General features: G+C 66.4%; 23 protein-coding genes. 4 read left to right on the top strand and 19 right to left on the bottom strand.

Annotated features, from left to right (window positions below; genetic code table 11):
* Positions 1-1,185: IS30 family transposase (locus AU198_RS06375; protein WP_064346751.1), on the bottom strand; the 1,185-nt coding region annotated here is incomplete at its 3' end.
* Positions 1,186-1,346: 161 nt separating this feature from the next.
* On the opposite strand from AU198_RS06375, the gene tet(V) reads away from it, so the two are divergent.
* Entirely contained in the window at positions 1,347-2,594 is a 1,248-nt protein-coding gene (tet(V), locus tag AU198_RS06370) for a tetracycline efflux MFS transporter Tet(V) (RefSeq protein ID WP_197416037.1), read from the top strand.
* A 69-nt stretch (positions 2,595-2,663) separates the two neighbouring features.
* Positions 2,664-3,347 (top strand): DUF1028 domain-containing protein, encoded by a 684-nt coding sequence (locus AU198_RS06365; protein ID WP_197416035.1) that lies wholly within the window; start codon positions 2,664-2,666, stop codon positions 3,345-3,347.
* A gap of 4 nt (positions 3,348-3,351) precedes the next feature.
* Here the strand turns inward: AU198_RS06365 and AU198_RS06360 are convergent, their stop codons facing one another.
* From AU198_RS06360 to AU198_RS06350, 3 genes are read right to left on the bottom strand one after another with little or no spacing between them, the layout of a single operon-like run.
* Positions 3,352-4,074 (bottom strand): CPBP family intramembrane glutamic endopeptidase, encoded by a 723-nt coding sequence (locus tag AU198_RS06360; RefSeq protein WP_064346702.1) that lies wholly within the window; start codon positions 4,072-4,074, stop codon positions 3,352-3,354.
* The gene (locus tag AU198_RS06355; RefSeq protein ID WP_064346699.1) at positions 4,071-5,219 is read right to left on the bottom strand and encodes an NAD(P)H-binding protein; all 1,149 of its coding nucleotides are present in this window, start codon (positions 5,217-5,219) and stop codon (positions 4,071-4,073) included. The genes AU198_RS06360 and AU198_RS06355 overlap by 4 nt, the downstream gene beginning before the upstream one ends.
* Positions 5,220-5,254: 35 nt before the next feature.
* Entirely contained in the window at positions 5,255-5,779 is a 525-nt protein-coding gene (locus AU198_RS06350) for a gamma carbonic anhydrase family protein (RefSeq protein ID WP_064346696.1), read from the bottom strand.
* Positions 5,780-5,951: 172 nt separating this feature from the next.
* Here AU198_RS06350 and AU198_RS06345 point away from each other — a divergent pair, with 172 nt between their 5' ends.
* A complete protein-coding gene (locus AU198_RS06345) occupies positions 5,952-6,713 on the top strand; it encodes a fasciclin domain-containing protein (protein ID WP_064346694.1) in 762 nt (253 codons plus the stop codon).
* A gap of 165 nt (positions 6,714-6,878) precedes the next feature.
* Here AU198_RS06345 and AU198_RS06340 read toward each other — a convergent pair whose 3' ends face one another.
* The 3 genes from AU198_RS06340 to AU198_RS06330 are packed head-to-tail and all read right to left on the bottom strand — an operon-like array spanning position 6,879 to position 10,001.
* On the bottom strand, positions 6,879-8,021 hold the full coding sequence (locus AU198_RS06340) for an acyl-CoA dehydrogenase family protein (protein ID WP_064346691.1): 1,143 nt from the start codon (positions 8,019-8,021) through the stop codon (positions 6,879-6,881).
* Between the two features lie 5 nt (positions 8,022-8,026).
* Positions 8,027-8,812 carry a crotonase/enoyl-CoA hydratase family protein gene (locus AU198_RS06335; RefSeq protein ID WP_064346690.1) on the bottom strand — a complete coding sequence of 262 codons (786 nt, stop codon included), beginning with the start codon at positions 8,810-8,812 and terminating at the stop codon, positions 8,027-8,029.
* Positions 8,813-8,855: 43 nt separating this feature from the next.
* Positions 8,856-10,001: a thiolase family protein gene (locus AU198_RS06330; protein ID WP_064346688.1), complete on the bottom strand. Its 1,146-nt coding sequence runs from the start codon at positions 9,999-10,001 to the stop codon at positions 8,856-8,858.
* A gap of 314 nt (positions 10,002-10,315) precedes the next feature.
* On the opposite strand from AU198_RS06330, the gene AU198_RS06325 reads away from it, so the two are divergent.
* The gene (locus AU198_RS06325; RefSeq protein ID WP_064346749.1) at positions 10,316-11,107 is read left to right on the top strand and encodes a FadR/GntR family transcriptional regulator; all 792 of its coding nucleotides are present in this window, start codon (positions 10,316-10,318) and stop codon (positions 11,105-11,107) included.
* Here the strand turns inward: AU198_RS06325 and AU198_RS06320 are convergent.
* From AU198_RS06320 to AU198_RS06265, 12 genes are all read right to left on the bottom strand, one after another.
* Positions 11,104-12,846, bottom strand: a complete 1,743-nt coding sequence (locus AU198_RS06320; RefSeq protein ID WP_064346683.1) for a DUF3556 domain-containing protein — start codon at positions 12,844-12,846, stop codon at positions 11,104-11,106. The two genes, AU198_RS06325 and AU198_RS06320, sit on opposite strands and share 4 nt — an antisense overlap.
* Before the next feature lie 135 nt (positions 12,847-12,981).
* Entirely contained in the window at positions 12,982-13,503 is a 522-nt protein-coding gene (locus AU198_RS06315; RefSeq protein ID WP_064346681.1) for a DoxX family protein, read from the bottom strand.
* A 116-nt stretch (positions 13,504-13,619) separates the two neighbouring features.
* The gene (locus tag AU198_RS06310; protein ID WP_064346679.1) at positions 13,620-15,035 is read right to left on the bottom strand and encodes a GH1 family beta-glucosidase; all 1,416 of its coding nucleotides are present in this window, start codon (positions 15,033-15,035) and stop codon (positions 13,620-13,622) included.
* Positions 15,036-15,222: 187 nt separating this feature from the next.
* Complete coding sequence (locus AU198_RS06305; RefSeq protein WP_064346678.1) at positions 15,223-16,479, bottom strand: condensation domain-containing protein; 1,257 nt, start codon at positions 16,477-16,479, stop codon at positions 15,223-15,225.
* Between the two features lie 10 nt (positions 16,480-16,489).
* Positions 16,490-17,398 carry an alpha/beta fold hydrolase gene (locus AU198_RS06300; protein ID WP_064346675.1) on the bottom strand — a complete coding sequence of 303 codons (909 nt, stop codon included), beginning with the start codon at positions 17,396-17,398 and terminating at the stop codon, positions 16,490-16,492.
* Between the two features lie 6 nt (positions 17,399-17,404).
* The gene (locus AU198_RS06295) at positions 17,405-18,211 is read right to left on the bottom strand and encodes an Rv1363c family protein (protein ID WP_082690886.1); all 807 of its coding nucleotides are present in this window, start codon (positions 18,209-18,211) and stop codon (positions 17,405-17,407) included.
* Positions 18,208-18,912 (bottom strand): Rv1363c family protein, encoded by a 705-nt coding sequence (locus AU198_RS06290; RefSeq protein WP_064346673.1) that lies wholly within the window; start codon positions 18,910-18,912, stop codon positions 18,208-18,210. The genes AU198_RS06295 and AU198_RS06290 overlap by 4 nt, the downstream gene beginning before the upstream one ends.
* Before the next feature lie 143 nt (positions 18,913-19,055).
* Entirely contained in the window at positions 19,056-20,555 is a 1,500-nt protein-coding gene (locus AU198_RS06285) for an MCE family protein (protein WP_064346672.1), read from the bottom strand.
* Position 20,556: 1 nt separating this feature from the next.
* Positions 20,557-21,711 carry an MCE family protein gene (locus tag AU198_RS06280; RefSeq protein ID WP_064346670.1) on the bottom strand — a complete coding sequence of 385 codons (1,155 nt, stop codon included), beginning with the start codon at positions 21,709-21,711 and terminating at the stop codon, positions 20,557-20,559.
* Positions 21,708-23,042: a virulence factor Mce family protein gene (locus AU198_RS06275; protein ID WP_064346668.1), complete on the bottom strand. Its 1,335-nt coding sequence runs from the start codon at positions 23,040-23,042 to the stop codon at positions 21,708-21,710. The genes AU198_RS06280 and AU198_RS06275 overlap by 4 nt, the downstream gene beginning before the upstream one ends.
* Positions 23,039-24,391 carry a virulence factor Mce family protein gene (locus AU198_RS06270; RefSeq protein ID WP_064346745.1) on the bottom strand — a complete coding sequence of 451 codons (1,353 nt, stop codon included), beginning with the start codon at positions 24,389-24,391 and terminating at the stop codon, positions 23,039-23,041. Before AU198_RS06270 ends, AU198_RS06275 begins: the two co-directional genes overlap by 4 nt.
* Positions 24,388-25,419 (bottom strand): virulence factor Mce family protein, encoded by a 1,032-nt coding sequence (locus AU198_RS06265; RefSeq protein ID WP_064346744.1) that lies wholly within the window; start codon positions 25,417-25,419, stop codon positions 24,388-24,390. Before AU198_RS06265 ends, AU198_RS06270 begins: the two co-directional genes overlap by 4 nt.
* Positions 25,420-25,447 lie beyond the last annotated feature (28 nt).

Raw genomic sequence — 25,447 nt, 5'->3', positions numbered from 1 at the left:
GGGACCGTCATCGGCGGCCTGATCGCACGCGAGATTCCGGGTGGGTCGGGGTCGCTTGTTGAGGGTGTCTTGGATGCGTTGCAGATCGGCCTTGGAATGCACGCGCAGGTCGGTGCCCTTTTCGAACCAGAACCGTAGTAGCCGGTTGGTGTTCTCGTTGCTGCCACGCTGCCAGGGCGAATGGGGATCGCAGAAGTAGACCGGGGCCTGCAGTTGCAGGCTGATGTCTTGCCAGCCGGCCATCTCTGAGCCGCGGTCCCAGGTGATGGTGCGGCGCAGGGCAGCCGGCAGCTGGCTCATCGCCGCGATCATCGCGGTGGCCACCGATTCGGCGGTGTGATCGTTGGGCAGGTGCAGCAAGATGGTGAACCGGGTACTGCGCTCGACCAGCGTGCCGATCGCACTGTCACAGCCGCTGCCCAAGATGAGGTCGCCTTCCCAGTGCCCGGGTACGGCCCGATCATCGACTTCAGGGGGACGCTTGCTGATGGTGAGCACGTCGCTAAACGGTGAGCGTCGCGGCGCGGCATCGCGTGATTTACGTGCCGCACGTTTGGTGGAGAGCCGCTTGTGCAGATCAGCGCGCAGCTGCCCGCGGCCTTGGACGTAGAGGCACTTGTAGATGGTTTCGTGACTCACCCGTGCCAGCCTGTCATCGCGGTGATCGCGGGCCAACACGTCGGCGATCAGCTTGGGGCTCCACCCCTGGTCCATCCACGTGTGAATCTGGGCGCACAACCTGACGTCGTTGAGCTTGAACCCTTTGGGCCGCTTGGCGTTGTGCGCCGCACGGCTGTGCGCCATGCGGGCATGGTAGTCCCCGTCAGCATTGCGGTTGCGGCGCCTTTCGCGCCACACAGTGCTGCGATCACGGTCGATCTGATCGGCAATGGCAGCATCGCTGAGCCCGGCATCAAGGCCACGCATGATCGCGATGCGCTCATCCAAACTCAAGCGATGCCCTTTACCACCTGGCCCATCAGGATCACCCGGATCAACCACTCCATGGCCAGCACGATTGTTACCCCGCAATAGCTTCATCGCTCCAGCTTCGCGCCACCACAACGTCGCCGCAGTCGTTGACACGCCCATCTCCCGGGCCGCACGCTCCACTCCCACGCCCTGACACACCCGATCAAACAACTCCCGACGCGTCGACCGCGGATGCGGATAACCACTTGGCATATGCAACCTCCAAATCCAGGGATGTTGCACTGACCGTATGAATCCGCGGCGCAGAATGCGTGCGGGTAACCCACGTTCGGCGCAGGGAAAATCGGTGGACTCGATGGGCGCGCCTCCGCGACCATCGACAGGTGAGTACGCAATTCGAGATCCAACAGCCGGTGCGCAACGCCGGTGGTTGGCGCGTGCTCGCACCTTTTCGCAACCGCGAGTACCGTCTGCTGATCGCGGCGGTGACGCTGTCGATCTTCGCCGACGGCATGTTCGCGGTGGTGCTGGCCATGCAGGTCATCGAACTCAACAACGACCCCGTATCGCTGTCGATCGTGACGACCTGCTTCGGCGGCGCGCTCGTCGCGTTCGTACTGGTCGGCGGGATCGCCGCCGACCGATTCCCTCAGCGGGCGATCATCATCGCGGTCGAGGCGGTCAACGTGCTCGCCTCGACGGCCATCGCGGTACTGGGAATGCTTGGCGCACTGCAGATCTGGCATCTGGCGGTGGGCGCGGCGGCGCTGGGTGCGGCGGCGGCGTTCTTCTTCCCCGCCTACAGCGCGATCCTTCCGCGCATCCTGCCGCCCGAGCAGCTGCTCGCGGCCAACGGGGTCGAGGGAGTCGTGCGCCCGGTGTTCCAGCGCGCGATCGGCCCGGCCGCAGCCGGTGTGGTCATCGGCGCGACGTTTCCCGCACTGGGCGCGGTGGCGGTGGCCGCCTTGTTCGCCGTCGGCCTGGTGCTGCTGGTGGCGACCCGGCCCCCGCTGAAACCCGCTGCGGCACAGGAACACACACGTGTACTGCGCGATCTTCGCGACGGCTTCGTATTCGTGCTCGGCACGCCGTGGCTGTTGTGGACGCTGTTGTTCGCCAGCATCTTCGTGCTGGTGGTCCTGGGACCGATCGAGGTGCTGCTGCCGTTCATCGCCAAGGACCGCTTCGGCGACGGCGCACGGATGTACGGCTTCATCCTCGCGTTCTTCGGGTTGGGCAGCGCACTGGGAGCATTGACGGTGTCGTCGGGCCGCATGCCGCGCCGGTACCTGTCGGTGATGATGGCGATGTGGGGTCTCGGCGCCGTCCCGCTGATCGTGTTTGGCTTCACCTCATCGTTCGCGGTGATGGCCGTCGCGACGTTCGTCATCGGGTTCACCGACGGCACCGGAATGGTCATCTGGGGCACCCTGCTGCAGCGACGGGTGCCGACGGCGATGCTGGGCCGCGTGTCGAGCCTGGACTTCTTCGTCTCGCTGGCGTTCATGCCGGTGTCGTTCGCGATCGTCGGACCGTTGTCGAAAGTCGTTTCGATACAGACGATTTTCCTCGTCGCGGGCATCGTTCCCGTGCTCGTGGCGGCAGTCGCGGTATGGGCGGCCGGAATGCGTCGCGACGAGCTGGCCCACCCGCTGCGCTGACCAGCGGTCTTGCCTTCCGGTCGCGACCGTGGACACCATGGCCACACCGACGACGAAAGGCGCGTGTCCGTGACGTTCTCCATCTGCGCCTACGATCCCGCCACCGGCCAGATCGGAGTCGGCGCCATCACCGCCATGCTAGGAGTGGGCAAGCTCGTCTCGCATGCGCGGGCAGGTGTGGGCGGCGCGGCATCGCAGGCGATGATGAACCCCTACCTGGCGATCGACGTTCTCGACCTGATGGCCGGGGGACGCAGCGCGCAAGAGGCTCTCGACCAGGTGATCGCTCGCGACGACGGACGGGACTACCGGCAGGTCGGTGTCGTCGACATCCACGGCAACACCGCCGCTCACACCGGCGTCCGGTGCGAGGACTGGTCCGGGCACCTGCAGCGGGGAACCGCTGTCGCACAAGGCAACCGACTGGTCGGAGTCGAGACACTACAGGCGACTCTGGACGCCTTCTACGACCACCAGGATCTCGACCTCGCGCACCGGCTCCTGCGTGCCCTCCAGGCGGGCGAGGCCACGGGCGCGGACAGGCAGGGCTCCCTGTCGGGCACCATCTATGTCGTGGGCACCGAGGAGTACCCGCTGTGGGACGTCCGCATCGACCACGCCCAAGATCCCGCGGCGGCGCTGGAAGCGCTTGTCGGAGAGTTCGAGAAGGGGCTTCTCCCCCACATCGAGAAGTTGCCGACGCGAGCCGACTACGTGGGGCAGATGGCGCGCGAGGCCATGGCCGAGGAGTGAGCGCTTACACGCCGAAGATCGGCGGCAGCGCGAGCACCATGACCAGACCCCAGAAGAAGTGGGTCAGCATCGGTGCGAGGATGCCGCCGGTCATCCGGCGCTCGAACGCGCAGATCGTGCCCAGGATGATCGCGGCGAAGCCGAGCATCGGATTACCCGTGGTGGCCGCGGTCGCGATGACGTAGAAGACCGTCGAGATCAGTATCGGTTTCATCGTGCCCAAGGCCGTGTAGAGCGCACCGCGGAAGAACATCTCTTCGGCCAGCCCGTTGATCACGGTGATGAACGTCACCAGGATCAAAGGTCCATAGTCGGCGTATTCCAGTACGCGAGTGATGTATTCGCGCACACCGGGAATCTCGCGTGCGATCAGGCCGCCGATGACGAACACCGCCCCCAGCGCCAATCCGATTGCGGTGCCGGTGATCACGGGCCGCTGGTTGCGACCGCGGAAGCGGATGCATCCCATGTGCAGCGGGCCGGACAGCAATGCGCCCAGCGCCCACACCCCGGCCAGCGCCAACGTCAGCCAGTAGAACGACGAGTCCCCGGGCGGCCGCGTCAGCGAATATCCGAGCAAAGCGGCGCCGATGACGAGCACGACCGCGACGACGATGCGCCTGCGCCGGATGACGCTGGGCGGTTCGTGATGCGGGACGGGGCACGCGCTGACGATCTCGCGAATCTCACCAAGCAGCCCGGGGCGAGTCTGCGTCTTCTCCGTCACGTCGAAACAACCTTGGGCACGAAGTGCAACAGCGTGTCCACCCCGGTGCGCACCGCCCCGGCAACGGGTCCGGGCACCCCGCCGATGAGCCCGAGCGCGGGCCGGGCGATCGACGGTGTGACCGCACCGGCGACCTGTTGCAGACGCAGCGTGTCCCCACCCGCCCACTCGGGGTCGGTGTCGGCGAGGTGGTGTGGATCGGTGAGCGCGTCGACGGGTCGACGCCGACGGCTCGCCAGCGCCCGCGTGATCGCCTCCTCGACGCCGATCAGCCCGGCGGGCGGGTCCGGCACGAACTCACGCAGCCGGGTGTCGGAAGCGATCATCGGGTGGTCCAGTGACTGCACCAGGTCCGCCGCCAGACCGCCCGGCACCGGCAAGACCGCCGCCGTCACCCACGACACCAGACCGGTGTCGACGCCGTTGACCGGCAGCTCGGCCCTCCACTTCCCGGCGATACGCGCGTACGTGCGCAGCAGCTCGGCGTACGACGTGGTTTCCGGGCCGGTGATGTCGTAGGCCCCGGCGGGCACCCGCTCGCCGTCTGCTGCGGCGACGAGGTAGTGCAGCACATCGCAGATCGAGATCGGGTCGATCGGGTTCGCCGACCACGACGGCATCGGAATGACCAGGAACCGATCGCCCACGTAGCGCAGCATCTCGAACGACGTCGAACCCGCACCGATGATGATGGCCGCGCCGAGCCACACCACGTCGGGTCCGCCGTCGACGTGCAACGCCTCGGCGACCTCGGCGCGGCTCGCCAGGTGTTCGGACAGCTCGTCACCGTCGGGCACGAACCCGCCGAGATACACGATGCGACGCACACCGGCGGCCTTGGCCGCCTTGGCCACGGTGGCTGCCGCGCGGTTGTCCGCCTCGCGGAAATCGGGCTGCCCGATGCCGTGCACGAGGTAGTAGACGACGTCGACGGGACCGGCGTCGGTGAACGCCGACCGCACCGAGGTTTCGTCGTGGGCGTCCAACGCCACGGCGTCCACGCGGTCCTGCCATCCGAAATCGGCCAGCCTATCAGGATTTCGACTGGCGGCGACCACCTCGTGGCCCTCGGTGAGCAGCTCGGTGACGAGCCGGGAGCCGACGTAACCGGTCGCGCCGGTCACCAGAGTGCGAACACGTTTCACGGTAGGGCCTGTACCCGGATCCGAGCCGGGAGAATCTAGGCCTTCGCGTCCCGGTGCAGATCGATGAGGTGCTGGTACACCTGCGCGTTGTAGCGGCTGTGGTTGACCTCTGCGTCGCTGAGGTCGCGGCGCACTTTGCCGGGGACCCCGGCGACCAGGGTCCGCGGCGGCACCACGAAACCCTGCGGCACGACCGCGCCCGCGGCGATCAAGGCCCCCTGGCCCACCGTCGCGCCGTTGAGGATGACGGCGCCCATGCCGATCAGCGCCCCGTCTTCGATGACACACCCGTGCAGGACGGCGTTGTGACCCACGCTGACCTCTTCGCCGATGCACACGGGAAATTCCGGGTCGACGTGGACGGTCACGCCGTCCTGGATGTTGGTGCCGAAACCCACCTCGATGGGCTCGGCCTCGGCCCGCAGCGTGGCGCCGTACCAGACGCTGGCCCGCGAGGCGAGCGTGACCTGGCCGATCAGGCTCGCGTTGGGCGCCGCCCAAGCCTCGGCGTGCAGCGACGGCGCGCGACCACGGATGGGAACGATCAGCGGCTCAGGCATGCGGCTCATCGTATGCATCGGCCTTTCACCGCCGTTCGGGGCACTATGTGGGGAGATTGACAAAGCCCAGGTCAGGCGGCCTGCAGCGGTCGTTTGGCGAGGTGGTGACTTTGGCAGCCACGCAGCAGTGCCTCTACGATGCGTTGCGACCTGTCTAGCTGAGGAGCCGTAAGTGAAGACTCGCACCAGCAAAGCCCTTGGTGCCACCGCCGGGATCGCCGCGATCGCCTTTTCGGTGCCGCTGGCCGTGACCGCGTACGCCGATCCGCCCGCGCCCGCACCCGAGCAGCCGGCCGAGCCGACCACCACCGCGGTGGTCGAGATCCCGAACCCCGAGGGGAAGGGCTGTGACGCCTTCAAGGAGGCGGTGCCCGATTGGAAGGCGCTGAACAACCTGCCCGTCGGCCAGGCTCTGCAAGCCATCCCGGACGCCAGCACCTTCTACTCCGCGATCTCGGGCGGGTTCAACCCCGCCGTGAACGTGGTGCCTGTGCTGGAGAACGGCCCGTACGTGGTCTTCGTGCCGACGAACGAGGCGTTCGCCGCACTTGCGCCCGCGCAGCTGGACGCGCTGAAGGCCAACCCCGCCGCGTTGACGGACTTCGACTATTACCACGTGTTCCTCGGGCTGCTCGGGCCCAAGGACGTCAAGGGGCAGCGGCCCACCCAGCAGGGTGCGGAGATCAAGGTGACCGGCGAGAACGCCGACGTCACGATCAACGACACCGCCAAGGTGGTCTGCGGTGGTATCCAGGCTGCAAACGCCCGGATCTACCTGATCGACGCGGTGCTCGATCCGGCCAACGCGCCCGAGGCCGTCACACCGTCCGCGACGTCGACCAGCGAGACGACCACCACCCAGACGACGACCGAGACCACCGAGCCGGCCCCACCGGCGGAGCCGACGCCGGCTGCCGACGCCCCGATCGGCTGATCTCGCCCGAACGCGCAAAAGCCCCCGAAACTCCGTTGTTTCGGGGGCTTTGGCGTGGGGGTGGCGAGACCCGGCTAGACGCCACGCCGGCTAGACACCACGCCGGCTGAGCCGGCTAGGCACCACGCCGGCGAGACCCGGCTAGACACCACGCCGGCGAGCCGGCTATACACCTAGGTCGCGGCCGATGATCTCCTTCATGATCTCGGTGGTGCCACCGAAGATCGTCTGGATGCGCCCGTCGACGTAGGCGCGCGCGACGCGGTACTCCATCATGTAGCCGTAACCGCCGTGCAGCTGCACGCACTGGTCGACGACCTTCTTGGCCACCTCGGTGGCCCACCACTTGGCCTTGGCCGCCTCGACAGCGGTCAGCTCACCGTCGACCACACCCTGCAGGCAGCGGTCGATGTAGTTCTCGGTGACCTCGAGCTCGGTCTCCATCTCGGCGAGCAGGAAGCGGTTGTGCTGGAAGCTGCCGATCGGCTGGCCGAAAGCCTTGCGGTCCTTGGCATATTGCAGCGTCTCGTCGAAGACTCCACGGGCCCCGGCGATAGCCGAGATCGCGATGCCCAACCGCTCCGAGGGCAGGTTGGTCATCAGGTGATAGAAGCCGCGCCCCTCCTTGCCGAGCAGGTTCGCGTTCGGCACCCGGACGTTTTCGAAGTGCAGCTCGGAGGTGTCCTGCGAGTGCAGCCCCATCTTGTCGAGCTTGCGACCCCGCGTGAAGCCCTCCATGTCGCGCTCCACCACGAACAACGAGAAGCCCTTGTGACCGGCCTCGGGGTCGGTGCGCGCGACGACCACACACAGGTCGCAGTTGATGCCCGACGAGATGAATGTCTTGGAGCCGTTGATGATCCAGTCATCACCGTCGCGCACCGCGGAGGTGCGGATGCCGGCCAGATCGCTACCGGCACCCGGCTCGGTCATCGCGATCGCGATGATCAGTTCGCCGCTGGTGATGCCCGGCAGCCAGCGCTTCTTCTGCTCGTCGTTGGCCAGCTCCTTGAAGTACGGGCCGACGACGTCGTTGTGCAGGCTCAGCGCCGGTCCGTGCACGCCGGACCTGGCGATCTCCTCGTCGATGATCGCGTTGAACCGGAAGTCATCGGAGCCGCCGCCGCCGTACTCCTCGGGCATGTTGAACCCGATCAGCCCGTACTTGCCCGCCGCCGTGAACGCAGACCGGTCGACAATGCGCTCGGTCTCCCACTTCTCCTGGTTGGGTACGAGCTCGCGCTCGATGTACTCCCGGACGGTCTCCCGGAACGCCTCGTGTTCGGCGTCGTAGATGGTTCTTTTCACTTTGCTTACTTGGCCTTCCAAACAGGCTGGCGCTTCTCGGCGAATGCCAGCGGTCCTTCCTTGGCGTCCTCTGAGCGGAGCACCGTCGAGATCTCACGCATGGTCCTCGACCATCCACCTTCGTCACCGGCGATGACGCCGTCGTCGACGCCCATCGCCACCCGCTTGCTCGCCCACACCGCAAGCGGCGCATTGCAGGTGATGCGTTCGGCGAGTGCGAGCGCGGCATCGACCGCGGTGCCGTCGGGTACGACCTGGTTGATCAGACCCCACTTCAGGGCGTCGGCCGACGACATCGGCTCGCCGGTGAACAACAGCTCCATCGCGACCTTGCGCGGCAGGTGGTCGACGATGCGGAACACCCCGCCCGCGGCGGCGATGAGGCCCCGCTTCACTTCGGGCAGACCGAATTTCGCGCGCTCCTCGGCGATCACCAGATCACTGGCGAGCGCCAGTTCGGTTCCTCCGCCCAACGCGGTGCCGTTGACTGCGGCGATCGTGGGCTTGTCGACGTAGTGCCGCACGTAACCGGCGAAGCCCCACTCTGCGTGGTCCGGGTGGAACAGGCTCTCCCGTCGTGCGATGGCCTTGAGATCAGCACCGGCACAGAAGGATTCACCCGCGCCGGTGATCACCACCGCGCGCACCTCGGCGTCGTCCTGCGCCTGCTGCAGCGCATCGCCGACCGCGGTGCTGACCGCGCTGTTGACCGCGTTGCGCGCCTCGGGCCGGTTGATCGTGATGAGCATGACGTTCCCGCGGCGCTCGGTCAGCGCCGCGGGCGTCGTCATGGCTCGTCCGACGACGATCGCTGAGGAGTCGGACACAAGCAACTCAGAGCAGCTCGAGGATGGTGGCGTTGGCCTGGCCGCCGCCCTCGCACATGGTCTGCAGACCGTACTTGATCCCGTTGTCGCGCATGTGGTACAGCAGCGTCGTCATGATGCGTGCCCCCGAGCCGCCGAGCGGGTGGCCCAGCGCGATCGCACCGCCGTTCGGGTTCAGCTTCTTCTCGTCGGCGCCGATGTCCTTGAGCCACGCCATCGGAACCGGCGCGAACGCCTCGTTGACCTCGAAGGCCCCGATGTCGTCGACGGACAGGCCGGAACGCTTGAGCGCCTTCTGGGTTGCCGGGATCGGCGCGGTCAGCATGATCACCGGATCGGCGCCGGCCAGCACCGCGGTGTGCACGCGGGCCAGCGGCTTGAGGCCCAGTTCCTTGGCCTTCTCCGCCGACATGAACAGCAGCGCCGCCGAACCGTCGGAGATCTGCGACGAGTTGCCGGCGTGGATCACGCCGTCCTCGCGGAAGGCGGGCTTGAGCTGGCCCATCTTCTCCAGCGTGGTGCCGCGACGGATGCCCTCGTCCTTGAGAACGGTATTGCCCTCGTCGTCCTTGATGCCGACGATCTGATCGTCGAACGCACCCGCATCCTGTGCGGCGGCGGCCTTTTCGTGCGAATCGAGCGAGAACTGGTCGAGATCGGTGCGGCTGAAGCCCCACTGCTCGGCGATCATCTCGGCGCCGATGCCCTGGTTCGGAGTCTGCTTGTAGCGGTTCTTGAAGTTCGCCGAGTACGGGTTGCCGCCGTTGGCCAGCGAGGCGCCCATCGGGGTGCGCGACATCGACTCGACACCGCCGGCGACGACGACGTCGTAGTGGCCGGCCACCACGCCGGCGGCGGCGAAGTGCACCGACTGCTGGCTCGAACCGCACTGGCGGTCGACGGTGACGCCGGGAACGGTCTCCGGCCAGCCGGCCGTCAGCAGGGCCGTGCGACCGATGTCGAGGGCCTGCTCACCGGCCTGCATGACGCAGCCCCAGATGACGTCGTCGACGAGCGCGGGGTCGACGCCGGCGCGCTGCACCAGACCGTTGAGAACCTGCGCGGACAACTCTGCCGGATGCACACCGGAAAGCCCTCCGTTGCGCTTGCCGACGGGCGACCGTACTGCCTCGACGATGACGGCTTCAGCCATGACACTTCTCCTTCGAAGTCCGAGGATTCACCCGCATACGCGCGGGTCCACCCCCGAACGTAAACGAACAAGGTTTACTAGGTCAACCTACTGGTTGGTGGGTGTGATCTGATGGCGGGGTGCCGGTCGATTTTCTGAGGTGCCGCGAAGGTAGCGGAGGCTCGCCCTGCCAGGTCGTTCGGGATAGGTTCTCATCCGTCCGAGACCCGACCCCTAGGGGTGGCGCCGCTCGTTGCTTTGCCGGACGTGACGCCGCACATGGTTTACTGAGTTGTACAGCTGGCCGCTGGGTCAGCCGCAACGTGGGAGTGGGAGTGGCTCGAAGTACACCGCTGGCGCCGATGATCGGCCCGGACGGCGTCGGCGCCGGGACGACGGTGCGGTCACCGAAGACGGCCGAACTGGTCGCCGGCACGCTGCGTCGCATGGTGGTCGACGGTCAACTCAAGGACGGCGACTTCCTCCCCAACGAAGCCGAGCTGATGGCCCACTTCGGGGTGAGCCGCCCGACCTTGCGGGAGGCGGTCCGCGTGCTGGAGTCCGAGCGCCTCGTCGAGGTGCGGCGGGGTTCGCGCACCGGCGCCCGCGTTCGCGTGCCCGGCCCCGAGATCGTGGCCCGTCCCGCCGGCCTACTGCTGGAGTTGTCCGGCGCGACGATCGCCGACCTGATGACCGCACGCGCCGGGATCGAGCCGATGGCGGTGCGACTGCTGGCCGAGTCCGGTTCGGCCGAGGCCTTCGACGAACTCGATGGCCTGCTCGAAGAGCACGTGCCGTCGGGCTGGCAGAACGACACCCTTGCCGAGACGACGGGCGACTTCCACAGGCGCGTCGTCGAGTTGTCGGGCAATGCGACGCTGTCCATCATCGCCGGCATGCTGCACGAGATCACGGTGCGCCACAACACCTTCCTGTTCAAGGAGCGTCGGCCGGTCTCCCGCTCCGATTTCGACAAGTTGATGCGCTCCTACCGGAAGTTGATGCAGCTGTTGAGATCCGGTGACGGCGCGGCCGCCGAAGCGCATTGGCGCAAGCATCTCGACACCGCTCGCGATCTGCTCCTTCAGGGACTCGAGGACGTCAAGGTCCGCGACGTCATGGGCTAGGGAGCCTCGGCGCTGTCCTTCTGCCACGTGACGTGGACCGGGACCGTGTCGTCCCACGGTTGGCGTGTCACCATGTCGGCGACGCGGATGTAGCCCCGCTCGAACTCTCCTGTCGCCGCATCGACCAACCGGTATTCCTGGCGCTGCTTGTGGATCGGTTGGCCGTCGATCAGCACGACGATGACCTCACCCGGTTCGAAATTGCAGCGCTTCTGCAGGGCGTCGATGAGCTGTTCGTTGTGCATATGGCCGTCGCCGAAATTCCAGCCGATTGCCGTGCTGCAAATGCGCTCACCATCGGTCAGCACATAGTCGTCCTCGTTGTGGCCGGCCATCGCCCGGTGAGCGAGGGTGAACATGGCACGGCCGTGAGAGTTGAACGCGCGGAAGGCGTATCCCATATAGAGATACATCTGGGCGGTCTCCGGACTGCCGTAGTATCGCTCCATCTGCGCCTGCGGCATGCTCGCGATCGAGACGACGTTCTCCTCGATCTTCGCCGAGGCCGACGGTTTCACACACCACAGCCCGGTGTCCCAGTTGCCCGCGTAGTAGCGCATGCCCGGCAGGAACGACACCTTGCGCGGGAACAGGTTTCCCAGCACCACGGTGCCGGCGACGACAACGAACAGCACAATCGGCCACGGGCTCTGCAAGTCGGCGAGGCCGATATCCGCGTGCCCCACGAAGAGCGCCAGGACCGAGAACATCATGAAGACGTTCCACTCCAGCGGCACTCCCATCGGAATCGAGGACAGGATGCCGAAGTGGAAGACCAGCATCACGAAGGCGGCGATGTACGTCGGCCAGCCGCCGTGGGAGAAGAACAGCACCAGCGGGACCAGCCCTTCGACCGCCGTGCTGAAGTGCGCCAGCCACCGTGACGCCCGCCCGGGCCGCAGATCGTCTGGAAACCGTTCGAAGAACTTGCGTTTGATCCATTTGGGCCGGAACACCGGGTTGTTGCTCATCATCGTGGAGATGACGAACGGGAAGTGTTTGTTGAGCTTCGACGTCGCGGCGCCGAGCCAGATCGTCAGGCACACCAGTTTGGCCGCGATGATGATGTCGGGGCCGGCGAACAGGAAGCAGACCGCAAGCGAGGCGTACACCTCGCCGCGGGCGGCCAGGAAGATCACCTTGTCGCGCAGGCCGAGCACGGCGAGGACGCCGAGGATGGCGGCGATCTGCCATACCGGCAGCACGCCGACCGTCGTCCCCAGTTCGGGTATCGGTCCGGTGCCGTCGGAGAACAGCGCCACGACGAGCAACACAAGGAGCGCGCCGTAGAGCAGCGCGTCGAACGGTGTGCGGGTGTCGCCTCTGGTCAGCGGGATGCGGGTCGGCCACGGTGGCAGCCGAATCGTGTTGGGTCGCAACCAGTACAGGATCGAACCCATCGGCGGGAAGAACCGATTGTTGAGTGGTCCGAAACCGCAGCCGAGGCCGACGACCTCGAACAGCATCGTGTACAGCACGACCTTTTCGAACACGATCGGCTCGTTGTACCAGGAGCCGACGTTGGTGAACCCGTCGATGCCCGTGGTGGTGAGCACCACCAACCAGCCACCGAGGATGTAGAGCAGGATCTTGACGACGTAGAACAGGTGCAGGACCACCGGCGTCCCGAATCCCACCTCGGCCCAGTGTCGGGCCATCGGCACGATCTTCTCCGCGCGGCTGCCCTTACTCCACTCCTCGTAGTCGACGACGGGCGCGTCCTGTTTCAAGAACCCCATGGCAACACAGACTAGAACGTGTTCTAGCTATACGGCTCCAGATCCTCACGTCCGCCTCGCGAAATCTACAACAGGGTCGCGATTGCCGAGGTTTCACGACCCTGGTGTGCGGTTCGCGAACTGCGTGGGCTCTCGTCAGGCGTCGGTCTTGGCCGGCGGCCGGTAGAAGATCGCCAGCTGACCGATGCCGCCGAGCAGGCCCAGACCGAGCGAGATGACCAGACCCCACCAGCCGTGCAGCAGGTCGTAGAAGCTCGTCGAACTGAACAACAGATGGTCGAGGCTGAGCTTGCCCGCGCCGATCGTCGCGATGCCGACGGCTGCGGCGGCGAGCACGAGGTTGTACTCCCACCCCTCCTTGACGATGAAGAAGCCGTTGGCCCGGTGCACGGTCCACGCCGCGACGAGCATCAGCGCCACAAAGCCCGCCGCGGGTATCGGGGTCAGCAGCCCGACCGCGAGACCGATGCCAGCCGCCATCTCGGTCGTCGCGGCGACTCGGGCGTGGAACTTGCCAGGCTTCATCCCCATGCTGTCGAACCACCCGGCAGTACCGCTGAGGCCTCCGGGTCCGAAGAACTTGTTGTAGCCGTGGGCGGCCATGGTCAGACCCAGGACCACCCGCAGGATCAGCACTCCGACGTCGTAAGCAGTCATGCAACAAAATCTAGGCCATGTGTTAAGCCGCTGCCCAGCCCCCTCGCCCAACCGGATTCGCCGGCTGTCCGAAGAAGCGCAGCTGTGGTGATTCGCCAACGCCGCACGCCGGCGATTCACACGACCGCATTGTGTCGCGCCACCTCTCGGAACCAATTCGCGCTGAGCTTGGGTGATCGCCTCTGAGTCGCAAGGTCGACCCGATAGAGCCCGAACCTTGGCTGCATGCCCGCGCCCCACTCGAGGTTGTCGAGCAGGCTCCAGTGAAAGTAGCCGCGAACCGGCACACCGTCGGCCGTCGCCCGCTGCAGTTCGGTGAGAAAAGCCCGGAGCCATACGACGCGGCCCGTGTCGAATCCCTCGGCGTCCTCCTCAGCGGTCGTCGGCATGCCGTTCTCGGTGATGAAGATTTCCTTGGCGTTCCATACGTCGACCAGTAGGCGCGTCCCCCAGTACATCGATTCGGGGCTGAGCATCAACGCGACCTCCGAGTTCGGATACTGGGCGCGGGCATGCATCGGCTGATACGACCGTGCCGGGGGAGGCACCATGAAGCTTCCTGCGACCACTTCGTACCCGGGCTCCGAGTCGGATGCCTGGACAAAGGCATGGACCATATAGATGTTGGTGCCGACGAAATCGACCGGGCTACTGATGATCTGCAGGTCCTCGGAGGTGAACTTCGGCGCGTCCGCGCCCTGTTGCGCCAGGAACGTATCGGTGTAACAGCCTTCCATCATCACGGTCATGTAGCCCGCGTTGAGCTCCCGCAATGCGGCCGCTGCGGCCCGGATGTTCTCTGCCGTCTCAATGATGGGAGCGGTGCCGATCATCTGCTCCGCGGGCCCGACCTTGGTCGCCGGGCGGGCCTGAGCGCGAATGGACCGAACGGCCAGGCCGTGGCCAAGCACGGCATGATGACGAATTTGGTTGACTTGACCCGGCGGCAGCTGCAAGCCCGGAGCGAGCATGCCCCTGCCGTGTCCCAGCTCCACGAAGCTGGAAAACTCGTTGATGGTGAAGAAGTGCCGCACCCGGTCGCTGAGCTGCGCCGCGACGTAGCCCGCGTAATCGCCGAACGCCTCAGCCGTGTCGCGCGACTGCCATCCGCCCTTGTCCTGCAGCGCCTGTGGCAAGTCCCAGTGGTAAAGCGTCGCGAACGGCTCGATTCCATTGGCGAGCAGCTCGTCAACGAGACGACGGTAGAAGTCCAAACCCTTCGAATTCGGCTGGCCAACCCCGTCAGGAAAGATGCGGGGCCACGAGATGGAGAACCGGTATGCCGTCGCCCCGATCGCCTTCATCAGCTGGATGTCTTCCTTATACCGGTGATAGTGATCGACGGCCACGTCGCCGGTGGAGCCGTCCCTGATCTTGCCGGCGTGACCAAAGGTGTCCCAGATAGACGGACCCTTGCCATCTTCGTCCCAGGCGCCTTCGATCTGGAAGGCCGCAGTAGCCGTGCCCCAGAAGAACTCGTCCGGGAATCGACGGCCGGCCGACGCCGATGAATCTGCTGGTGTCCCAGGCATCACGTGCCTCCTCGCTGATGCGACCTCGGGGTTTTCCTAGTCGCTTCACCTCTCCGCGGTGCGGGCCCCTCCTGGTAATGGTCGCGGGATTCTGGCCGCGGCGCGGCCGAACGGCATGATCAGATGCCGGCCGCGTGGGTGTCGCTGACCCTCGCCGAAATACCGCCCCGCTTCACCGACCGATACCTCATCGATCCAACGCCGCCTTCAATCTCTCGACATAGGAGTCGATGTCGCCGATCGCGGACTCGGCGGCATGCACGCTGACCGCGATAGTGTCTCCGATGCCGTGCACGCCGTGCGTCACGCCCATCATCGGCGACAGCCCTGGGAATCCGGCGGTGACGACAACGGGCGAATTACCGAAGCGCAGGTCGGCGGGCCCGCGGTTCACGCTGGAAACGACGGTGTTTCCCGTGACGGTCGGAGAGCGCAGTGTCGGGTCGAATTTCGCTACGCCATAACGCAGTAACCAGGCAGGCACCGCGGCGGACGCTCGGTTGGCCGCAGCCATCGCCGGATGGGCGGCCCTGCGTCGGCGTTGCTTGAGGTCCTCGGTGATGCGAGAGGCTCGCGCATCGAAGGCCAGATCCGGATACAGGCCGACACCCACGTTGCCGAAGTGGTTGTGGGCGCGCCGGTCTCCCGCTTTCGCCATCGGTACCTCGGCGCCCAGCAGCGACGGGTCATCACCGAATTCCCGCAGGTGCCCGGCCAACGCCTCGGATATCGCGGCCAGCGCACCGACCGTCACCGTCGGCCCTGGCATCTCTGCGCGCCGCAGCACCACCGTCCGAATACTGCGCAAGCCTTCCGGTCGCGCATTGCTGCGCAACGCCGGACGTGGATCCGCCGGCGAGGGAACCGATCGGGCCGAGGTATCGCGCACGAGCCGGCGGTGGGCCCGTGCCGCCGCATAGCCGCGCCATGGCAACCTCACGCCCGAAAACAGCTCCGGCGCCGGAACATTCGGCACGATCGCTCGTCGCCCCAACAACCACGCCGCCAACGCCGATGACCGGATACCGTCCCCGAGCGCGTGCGCCACCTGCACCACCGCAACGGTGCCGAGTCCCGCTCCCGGAACGTTCTCGACGGCCGGAAAGATGTGGATCCGCCACGCCATGATCCGCGGATCGAGCTGGTCCGAGCTCAACTGCCCTGCCACGATCGCCAGACACTGCGCCCAACTGCTCCCCGCGACGTGCATCACGAACTGGTTCGGTGAAACATCCGCGGTCACCCACTGCGGATACGTCAGCGGATTGCCGTCACGCACCCGCAGGCGCAATTCGGTGCAGCCGCGCGCCCGGTCAAGGACTAGCGCTATTGCCGCGTCGAGGCCCACGGCCCCAGCGAAACCGTAGAGCAAGAACTGATCGCTGGGGATCTTGGCCGACATCCAATACGTCTGCGCATCCACCGCAGCCAGTCGCCGCCCCATGTCCTCCAGGCTAAGCGCGGACCGCGCCGATGAAGTCGACGATGTGGCTCGCGACGGCTTCGGGCTGTTCCAGCTGCAGGAAGTGACCGGCCCGCTCGACGGTGGCGACCTCACTACCCTCGGGCAGAACTCGCTGCACCCATCGGACGTAATCGGCTGAGGCGCAACCATCATCGGTGCCGTGCAAGTACAGCGTCGGCAGCTGCGGCGCCGACAGCCAATGCCGGTGCAGTTCGGCGTACTGCGCGGGTGGCTTGCTGTTGCGCACGGTGGCCCGGTAGTAGCCGAGGGCGGCCCGCCAATTCTCGGGCGCGCCGATCGCGTCGAGGACGTGGGCGACGTCCTGGGTGGCGTCGTAACCCGGCGACCACTGGCGCCACAAGCGGGGCACCACCCACGACGCGGATCGCTCAGGGAGGCCGGGCAATTGGAAGTACATGATGTACCAGCTGCGGAGCAACTGGCGGGGCAACTGCGCGGCGAGCCGGCCCGCGTCCGGCGTCCGGCCAAGGGGTCGGAACGCCGCGGCAAGCGGCACCGACATGATGACAGCCTTCGAGAAGGGACTGTCCGGCATTGCGGCGAGGCCGGCACCGGCGATCGCTCCCCAGTCATGCCCGATGAGCACGTCACGCCCCGTCGGAACGACCGCATCGAGCACCCTCAGCGCATCGTCCATCAGCGCGCCGACGTGGTAGCTCCCGTCGGATGCCGTCGACGACGGTGCGTAGCCTCGCATGAACGGCGCCACCACCCGCCACCCCGCATCGACCAGCAGCGGTGCGATGTTGCGCCACCCATGCGCAGTATCGGGAAAACCGTGCAGGCACAACGCGGTCGGCGCACCGACAGTGCCCCAACTGAGCGCGCGCAGCCGCACGCCCGGCGCATCGACATCGATGAGTTCGGGGTCGGCCACTACGCCCTACACCGGGTCGAACTTCGAGATGAGCCAGCGACCGTCGATCTTCTCCAGTGTCACCCGCACACTCGAGGCGGTATCCGTCGGAGCGTCCTGGCCCATGACCACGGTCTGGTTGACGAACACCAACACCACGGCCTCGTCGGGGCCGGCCGACACGGATGCGGCCGCCGGCACCGAAGCCACCGCAGAAATCTGCTTCTGCTGCGCGCCGGGGATCACCACGTCGTTGATGAGCCCGGTGTAGGACTCCTCGAACTCGCCGGTCAACAGGGAACGTGCGTCGTTGAGCTGCTGTTCGACGGTGTCCGGCTTGTACGACAGCATCGCCACGGTGCTGTCCTTGGCAACCTGAACCGACTCGGCGCGCGCCGCGTCCGCGTTGCGCACCGAGTTGTCGACCCACTTCAGATAGCCCGCTGCACCCGCCAGCAGCAGGGCGAGGGCGGGCAGCACGCCGAAGGCGAAGACGCGGGCCCAGTTGATGCCTCGTCCGCCGGTGGGCTCGGTCGTCTCCGCGGGCTCGGAGGCCTCCGCTGACTCGGTCACCGCGGCTGACTCGGAGGTTTCCGCCGACTCGGTCACCGCAGCTGACTCGGTCACCGCAGCTGACTCGGTCGCCGCGGCTGATTCGGAGGTCGTGGCGGATGCGGTGCTCTCCGCGGATTCGGTCGTCTCCGCGGCCGTCGTCGTCTCGGCTGTCGATTTCGTCAACTCGACCGCATCGGATGCCGGCGTCGTGCCCTTTTCGACGGACTCGTCGGTGGCGTCGTCTCGTTTGCGCCGCGGAAGTCGATGTCTATTGCTCACGGTACGAACTCCACATTCGAGATCTTGGCCTCGTCCTCGCCGGTTTTCTGCACCGAGATCCTCATCCGCCAGGACCGCGGCGCTTGCTCGGGTGCCCCGGCGTTGGTCGTGTTGACGGTGACGGCCACCAGCACCTTGGCCTCGTCGTCGTTCAACGACTCGATTCCCGCCTCCGAAATCGTGCCCTCCGACTTCGACTGCGCCTGCTTGACGACCTCGATGAACGGTTGCGCGCGGGCCTGGAAGTCGTCGTAGAACGTTCCGGTCGACGAGTCGAGGACACGTTGCACATCCTGCTCGGCGTGCTCGTGGCTGATCGTCGTGAGGTTCAGCGCGCCCTGCCGCCCGACCTGCAGATAGAGGTTGCGCAGATCGTCGGCCTGCCGCGACTCGTACGCCCGGTACCCGAGCCACCCGGTCAGCGCCGCGAGGGCCACCACGACCACGAGCCCGACGATCGTCGCCAGCCGAACGTGGGACATCGGCGCCTTGGGCGGGGCGGGCTCCGCTTCGCCGTCGGCGGCGTCGTAATCCTCGACGGCCTCGGCATCCCCTGTCGTTTCGGGGGTCTCTGTCGTCGAAGCGGCCGGTGTCGTCGAAGCAGCCGGTGTCGTCGAAGCAGCCGGTGTCGTCGAAGCAGCCGTCGTGGACTCGGGACCTTCGGCCGCGGCGTCCTTGCCGGGAGTGGTCTCGTCTGCCATCTAGGTTCCTCTGCGGCCCGAGGGCCAAGTCGGGGTCGGGTAGACAGGTCGGCTACAACTTACGTGTTCGACACCATAGCGTCGGAACCTGCCCACGGAAGGGCACCACATCCCTGCCGGCTCAGATACCGCAACGATCAGCGTCAGCTTCCCGGCGGGACCAGCATCGACTGCCACGGCCGCTCGCCCGCGGCACCGTTCGCCAGGTTGGACTGGGTGTACACCTTGCCGTCCGGTCCGACGTATTCGCCGGACGCGGGGTCGTATTCGGCGGCCGCGACGGGCAACGGCGGCGTACCCGGAGGAGGCGGCGTGATGGCGACGGGCACATCCGGTGGCACATGCGGGATGGGTTGCCCCGAGAGGGTCGCGTTCGGATCGCCCTTCCAGTTGTAGCCGTCATTGAGCGGCACGTACTGCTCGTCGCTCTCGCACATCTGCCACGTCGGAGCCCGCTTGCCCGGCACGGTGACACACGGCAGGTTGCGGGCGCCACGGACGTTGAACGGCGCGTCCTGCGGCGTCCGGCAGTACAGATCGCCCACCGGCCGGTCGGGATAGTCCTCGAAGACCGGGACGCGCTGCTGCTGCGCGGGCAGGAACCCCGTCGTACACGGCGGCGGCAGATTCTGCGGTGGCAGCGGCAGCGGCGCGGGCAACGCGGGAAGGATCGCGTTGAGGTTGAAGATCAGCGAATCCCCCATGTAGTCCTGCTTGGTGTTGCGCTTGTGCACGCCCACGGCCTGCGTGACGGCGGTGCCCTGCGGCAACAACACCAGCAGCTGCTCGAGGCTCGGCTGGTAGGCGAGCGCGACCTCTCCGATGCTGACCAAGTTGGCCAGCACGATCGGAAGGGTCGGCTGCAGCCGTTCGAACAGGGCGCGCACCTCGTCGGCGGCCCCCGGCCCCTTGGCCAGGATTCCCGACACCGCCGGATCCTGGCTCTGCAGTTGGCCACTGATGCTCGCCAGGTTCGCCGCCCACGCCTGAATGGAGCCGGCGGTCTCGGTCTGGGTGTCGAGTATCGGCTTGGACTGGTCGATCAGCGTGAGCAGCGGGTCGAGGTTCTTGCGGGCGTCGATGGCCAGCGTCGCGCTCCCCTGGACCAGCCGGCGCAGCTCGGGCCCGAGCCCGCCCACCGCGGTATAGGCCTCGTCGACGACGGTCCTCAAGTTCTCCTGGGGAATCGCCTGCAGGCCCCGAGCCGTATCGTCGAGCACCGTATTGATATCCGTCGGAACCCTGGTGCGGTCCAACGGGATCACATCGCCGTCCTTGAGTTCCGGACCGTCGCCGCTGCGCGGGAGCAACTGGACGAACTGCTCGCCGACGGCGGACACACTGTGCACCTCGGCTTCGAGGTCGGCGGGAATCCTGACGTCGGAGTCCAGCGACAGCACCGCCTCGACTCCCCTGTCGGTGAGATCGACGCTTTTCACCTCGCCGACCTGCACGCCGCGATAGGTGACGTTGCCCCGCGGATACAGCCCACCCGTCTCCGGCAATTCAACGGTGACGCGGTACTGCCCGACGCCGAGCAGGCTGGGCAGCCGCATGTACCCAAACACCATGATGCCCAACGCGAGTGTCGCGATGACGGAGAAGATCGCCATCTGGATGAGAATCTGCCGGGTCATTCGCATGCTACGGCCCCTGATCCCAGCGATACGGAGCGACCAACGGGTTGCCACCCGGCGGCGGCACGTGGTGGTTGCACGGGCTGGGGAACTGGCCGATGGTGCGTCCCCACTGCAGCTCCAACCACGTCAGGTTGCACTCGAACCGCGTCCCGGTGAAGAAGCTCGAATCGATCCTGCTCAACGTCAGGTCGACGACCAACGTCAGGTTCGCGTAGTCGCCGCGCATCCAATTGAGCAATGTCTCCTTCGGGAAGGGGAAAGTCGGCAAGAAGCTCAACGCGCGGGTCAACGCGGGTCCGGCGTCGGCCAACTCCTCCAGCACCACGCCCAGATCCTTGAGCTCTTGCACCAGAGCGTCTTTGGTCTGATTGACCGAGTCGGCGGCCAGCGCGCTGAACCTGCCCAGCTGAATCAGCACCTCGGCCAGATTCTGCCGTTGGTCCCTCAGCACGGCCAGGGCATCGGGAATGGTCCGTAACGCCTTGTCCACCACCGGCTTTTGCTCGGCGATCTGGCCCATCAGATTGTTCAGGCTCTCGGTGGCCTCGATGATGTCCTGCTTCTGGTCATCAAGATGGCCGATCGCGATGTCGAGCTGTTCGATGAGGCTGCGCAAGTCGCTTTCGCGGCCGGTGAACGCGACGCTCAACGCCTCGGTGATGTCGTAGATATTGCCGATGCCGCCGCCGTTGAGCAGCAGCGCCACTGCGGCCAGCGCCTGCTCGGTACTCGGGTAGGCGCTCGACGACTCGAGCGGAATCAGCGACCCTTCTTTGAGCTTGCCCGCCGGCGGCGCGTCGGTGGGCGGGGCCAACTCGATGTGCAAGGACCCCAACAGGCTCGTCAGCCCCAGCTTGGCCGTCGCATTCGCGGGCAGTTCGACGTCACCGTTGAGTTCCATCGTCACCAGCGCATGCCAACCCTGACGCTCGATCTTGCGCACCGTGCCGACGTTCACATCGGCCACTCGGACGCGGGAATTGGGCTCGATGTTGTCGACGTCGGGCATCTGCGCCTGGATCGTGAACGCCCCCGGGCCGGTGCCCTCGACGCCGGGCAGCGGCAGCGAGTTCAGCCCCTGCCAGTCCGAACAGCCCGACAGCACCGCGGCCGATACGGCCACCGCCGCCGCTCTGCGAATGAGATTGCGCCGCATCATGGCCCGACCCCCTGGGGCACCATCATCCCGTGCAGACCATCGGCCGGATTCGTCGAGACCGGCGCCTCAGCCGCCAACGGCGGGCCGGCGGCCGGCGCGGGTGGCGCCGCCTGCGCCGACGGCGCCGACTGCGGCGGAGCTGCCGGCGGAACAGGTTGCGGCGGAATGTAGTCGGGCCGCAACCAGTCCTCGCTGTAGGTCAGCTCATTGGGCCGCGTCGTGGCACCGACGAAGACGTTCTGCATGATGGGCAGGAAGTTGTACTGGCGGTTTTTCAGGATCGGCGCCATGTACTGCACGCACAGCTTGGCCGACTGCTCGGCGTTGAGCCGGGATGCGGCCTGAATTCCGCCGCACAGGAACGAAATCGGGTTGGCGAAGTTGTTCAGCATCGGCAAGCTGCTCACCGCACCCTGAGCGGGCTGCCAGATGTTGACGTAGTTCTGCAACGTGTTGGGCGCCACGTGCAGGAACTGCTTGACCTCGGCGAGGCTGTCGGTCAACGCCTGGGTCACCCCGGCCAACTTGTCCGACGTGGTGCCCAGCGCTTCGCGGTTGTCGGCGACGAACGTCTGGACTTCCCCGACGACGTTGTTGAGGTCGCGCAGCGCGTCGGCGACTTCGTTGGGATCGTTGGCAAGCAGTCCGGTCACCGACGCGAGGTTCTGGTTGAGCTGACGCATCACGTCGGTGCTGTCCTGCAGCGCCGAGACCAGGGTCGCCAAATTCTTGACCGTGGAGAAGATGTCGGTGCTGTGATCGCCCAGGGCCGTCACAGCCTGCGACAGCTTGATGACGGTGTCACGGATGTTGGCACCTTCGCCGCGCAGGTTGTCGGCAGTGGTGTTGATGACCGACCCCAGGGGGCTCACGCCGCCCGGTTCGGTCGGCTGGAGCGTCTCGGCGAGCTTCTGCAACTGTTGCCGGACCTCGTCCCACTCGACCGGAACGGCGGTGCGCGACTGGGGGATCACCGTGTCGTCGCCCATCACCGGTCCGCCGGTGTAGGGCGGAGTCAGTTGGATGGCGCGCGCGGTCACCAACGTCGGTGACAGGATCGCGGCCTTGGCGTCTGCCGGCACCTTGTACTTGCTGTCGTACCAGAACGAGATCTTGACCCGGTCGGGTTGGGGTTCGATGGATTCGATTTGGCCCACGGGAACGCCGACGATGCTGACGTCGTCACCGGGGTAGATGCCGTTGGCGTTGTCGAAGTAGGCGACGACGTGTGTGCGGTTGATCGCTCCGGTGTTGCGCAACAACACGATCGCGCCCGCGGCGAGTATCACGACCAACGCAACGGCCAGCATGTTGCGCGCGCCGCGGGTCATCGTCCGGCCTCCGCAGGTGAGAGGTGGGCCTGCCCACCGGGAGCGGGCACCGCGACCGGTGACGGTGTCGGGTCCGGCGTCGACTGCAGGGCCGGCGGTGCCTCAGCGGGCGGTCCGGGAGGCGGCCCGCCGGGGGGCGGCGCCGGCACCGGCTCGCGGTAGGGATAGCAGCCAGGACCCGGCAACGGCAGCCCGGGCGGTCCGCATGCCTGATCGCCGGGATTGCCGGTGATGGCGTCGGGGACCGTCAGCCGTGGTTCGCCGCCTTGACCTGTGCGCGGGAACGGCACCGGCAGCGCCGGCGTTCCCGGCTGACCGACCTGCGGGTCGCTCAGCTCCGAAGGCAGCTTCACATTGGGATCCAGGCCGAGATCGGAGAACGCGGCATCGATGAACGGCTGCAGGAACTGACCCGGCAGCAGGTTGGCGACGTAGTTCTTGAAGAACGGACCGCCAGACACCGATTCACCCAGCGACATCACGTAGTCGGTCAGCAACGACAGCGACTTCTGCAGGCGTTCCTTGCGATTGTCGATGATCGTCAGCACGCCGTTGAGCTTGTCCAGGGCGGGTCGCAGGGTTTCGCGGTTCTCGCCGATGAAACCCTGCAACTGCCCGCTGAGCGCCGAGATGTTGCCCGACACCTGATCCAGTGCGGCGCTCTGGTTTTCCAGCTCGGCCAGCAGCGCGTTGGTGTTGTTGACCAGGCTCACGATTTGGTTGCTGCGCTCGGCCAGCACCTTGGTGGCCTTGTCGGCGTTGCCGAGCAGCCCGCGCAGCTGCGCGTCACGTTCGTTCAGCGTGTCGGAGAACCGGGCCACACCCTCGATCGCGATCCGCAGCTCGGGCGGGGTGTCGGAGAAGGTCTCCGACAACACCCTCAGCGAGTCGGACAACTGGTCGGTGTTCAAACCGCTGATCGTCGCGGCCAATTCGCCCAGCGCATCGGGAAGCTCATAGGGCGAGGTCGTGCGATCAAGGGGGATGGTGCCCTCCTGCCGGCCGTCACCGCGGGAGGTGACCTCGAGAATCTTCGTACCCAACAGGCCCTCGGTCTTGATCGCCGCCTCGGTGCGATCACCCAACCGGATGTCACTGTCGACGGTGAACGTCACCAGCGCGTGCGGACCGTCCAATTCGATGGATTTGACGCTGCCGACCTCGAAACCTGAAACCCGCACCGTCTTACCGGTTTCCAGCCCGCCCACCTCGGCGAAGTAGGCCGAGTATTCGCTGCCCTGCAGGAAGGGCAGTCGATCGTAGTTCAGCGACCCCAGCACGATGCCGATCGTCAACGCCAGCCCCACGGCGCCAATGACGGTCTGGTTCCGTTCCGAAAACGACCTCACCTCGGCGCACACCTCCCCGTGGACTGCCCGGCGACTTTCACATACACCGGCTGGCCGCCCTTGCCGTTGAGTTTGAGCACAATGTCGCAGAGATAAAAGTTGAAGAAGTCGCCGTAGAGCCCTTGCCGCGCGAGCGCTTGATGGGCATCCGGCAATGTGTTCAGCAGGTTGTCGAAGTATTCGTGGTCGGCCACCACGATCCCCGCGGCACGGTCCGTCTCCTGGATCGCCTTGGTGAACGGTGGCCGCGCCTGGTCCAAGAGGTCCGCGACGGTTCCGGCCGCTTCATTGGTGTACGCCAGCCCGTTGCTGATGTCGGATCTGCGCTCTGCCAGCGTCCCGACCAATTGGCTGAGCGCGTCGACCGCCTTGGCGAACTGTTCGTTCTGGTCACCGAGCGATCCCAGCACCACGTTGAGGTTGACGATCACGTCGCCGATCAGCCGGTCGCGATCCGCCAAAGTCGTTGTCAGCGACGCGGTTTGGGCGAGGAACGAGTTGATGGTCGCGCCCTGACCCTGCAGCGCCTGGATCAGCTGACTCGACAGCGCGTTGACCTGGTCTGGATCCAGCGCACGGAACAGCGGCCGGAAGCCGCCGATCAGCGCGTCGAGGTCGAGCGCGGGAGACGTGCGCGCGAAGGGAATCGTGCCGCCGGGCTCGAGCTTCTTGACTCCGCCGACGCCCTCCTCGAGTGCCAGGTAACGTCCCCCGATGAGGTCGTCGTATCGGATGACGGCCCTGCTGCCCTCGGTCAGCACCACCGACTGGTCCGCGGTGAACTCCACCCGCGCGGTGGTATCGGGTTGGATGGCAACCTTTTCCACGCTGCCGACCTCGACGCCGGCGATGCGCACAAAATCGCCGTTCTCCAGACCGGTGACATTGGTGAACTCGGCGACATAGCTGTTGGTGGCCTCCCCGAAGCGCATCTCGCCGAAGACCGCGAACAGTCCGAACACGCCGAGCAGGCACACAGCCAGGAACACGGCGAGACGCAGCGCGTCTCGCCGGACCCTGGCGTTCATGCTGGACATGGCGTGTCACCTCTCATCG

Source organism: Mycobacterium sp. GA-1199, from assembly GCF_001500045.1.
In the GTDB taxonomy this organism is placed as follows: domain Bacteria; phylum Actinomycetota; class Actinomycetes; order Mycobacteriales; family Mycobacteriaceae; genus Mycobacterium.
The sequence above is the reverse complement of the archived record's forward strand: the minus strand, read 5'-3'. Positions and strand labels throughout refer to the sequence as shown.

Coding starts and splice junctions, on each gene's coding strand:
- AU198_RS06320 (WP_064346683.1), bottom strand. CDS start 12,846: ATGGGGTTCTTGAAACAGGACGCGCCCGTCGTCGACTACGAGGAGTGG.
- AU198_RS06330 (WP_064346688.1), bottom strand. CDS start 10,001: ATGGCTGAAGCCGTCATCGTCGAGGCAGTACGGTCGCCCGTCGGCAAG.
- AU198_RS06290 (WP_064346673.1), bottom strand. CDS start 18,912: ATGGCAGACGAGACCACTCCCGGCAAGGACGCCGCGGCCGAAGGTCCC.
- AU198_RS06350 (WP_064346696.1), bottom strand. CDS start 5,779: ATGCCTGAGCCGCTGATCGTTCCCATCCGTGGTCGCGCGCCGTCGCTG.
- AU198_RS06275 (WP_064346668.1), bottom strand. CDS start 23,042: ATGACCCGCGGCGCGCGCAACATGCTGGCCGTTGCGTTGGTCGTGATA.
- AU198_RS06315 (WP_064346681.1), bottom strand. CDS start 13,503: ATGACTGCTTACGACGTCGGAGTGCTGATCCTGCGGGTGGTCCTGGGT.
- AU198_RS06280 (WP_064346670.1), bottom strand. CDS start 21,711: ATGATGCGGCGCAATCTCATTCGCAGAGCGGCGGCGGTGGCCGTATCG.
- AU198_RS06305 (WP_064346678.1), bottom strand. CDS start 16,479: ATGGGGCGGCGACTGGCTGCGGTGGATGCGCAGACGTATTGGATGTCG.
- AU198_RS06285 (WP_064346672.1), bottom strand. CDS start 20,555: ATGCGAATGACCCGGCAGATTCTCATCCAGATGGCGATCTTCTCCGTC.
- AU198_RS06335 (WP_064346690.1), bottom strand. CDS start 8,812: ATGACGACGCCCGCGGCGCTGACCGAGCGCCGCGGGAACGTCATGCTC.
- AU198_RS06310 (WP_064346679.1), bottom strand. CDS start 15,035: ATGCCTGGGACACCAGCAGATTCATCGGCGTCGGCCGGCCGTCGATTC.
- AU198_RS06265 (WP_064346744.1), bottom strand. CDS start 25,419: ATGAACGCCAGGGTCCGGCGAGACGCGCTGCGTCTCGCCGTGTTCCTG.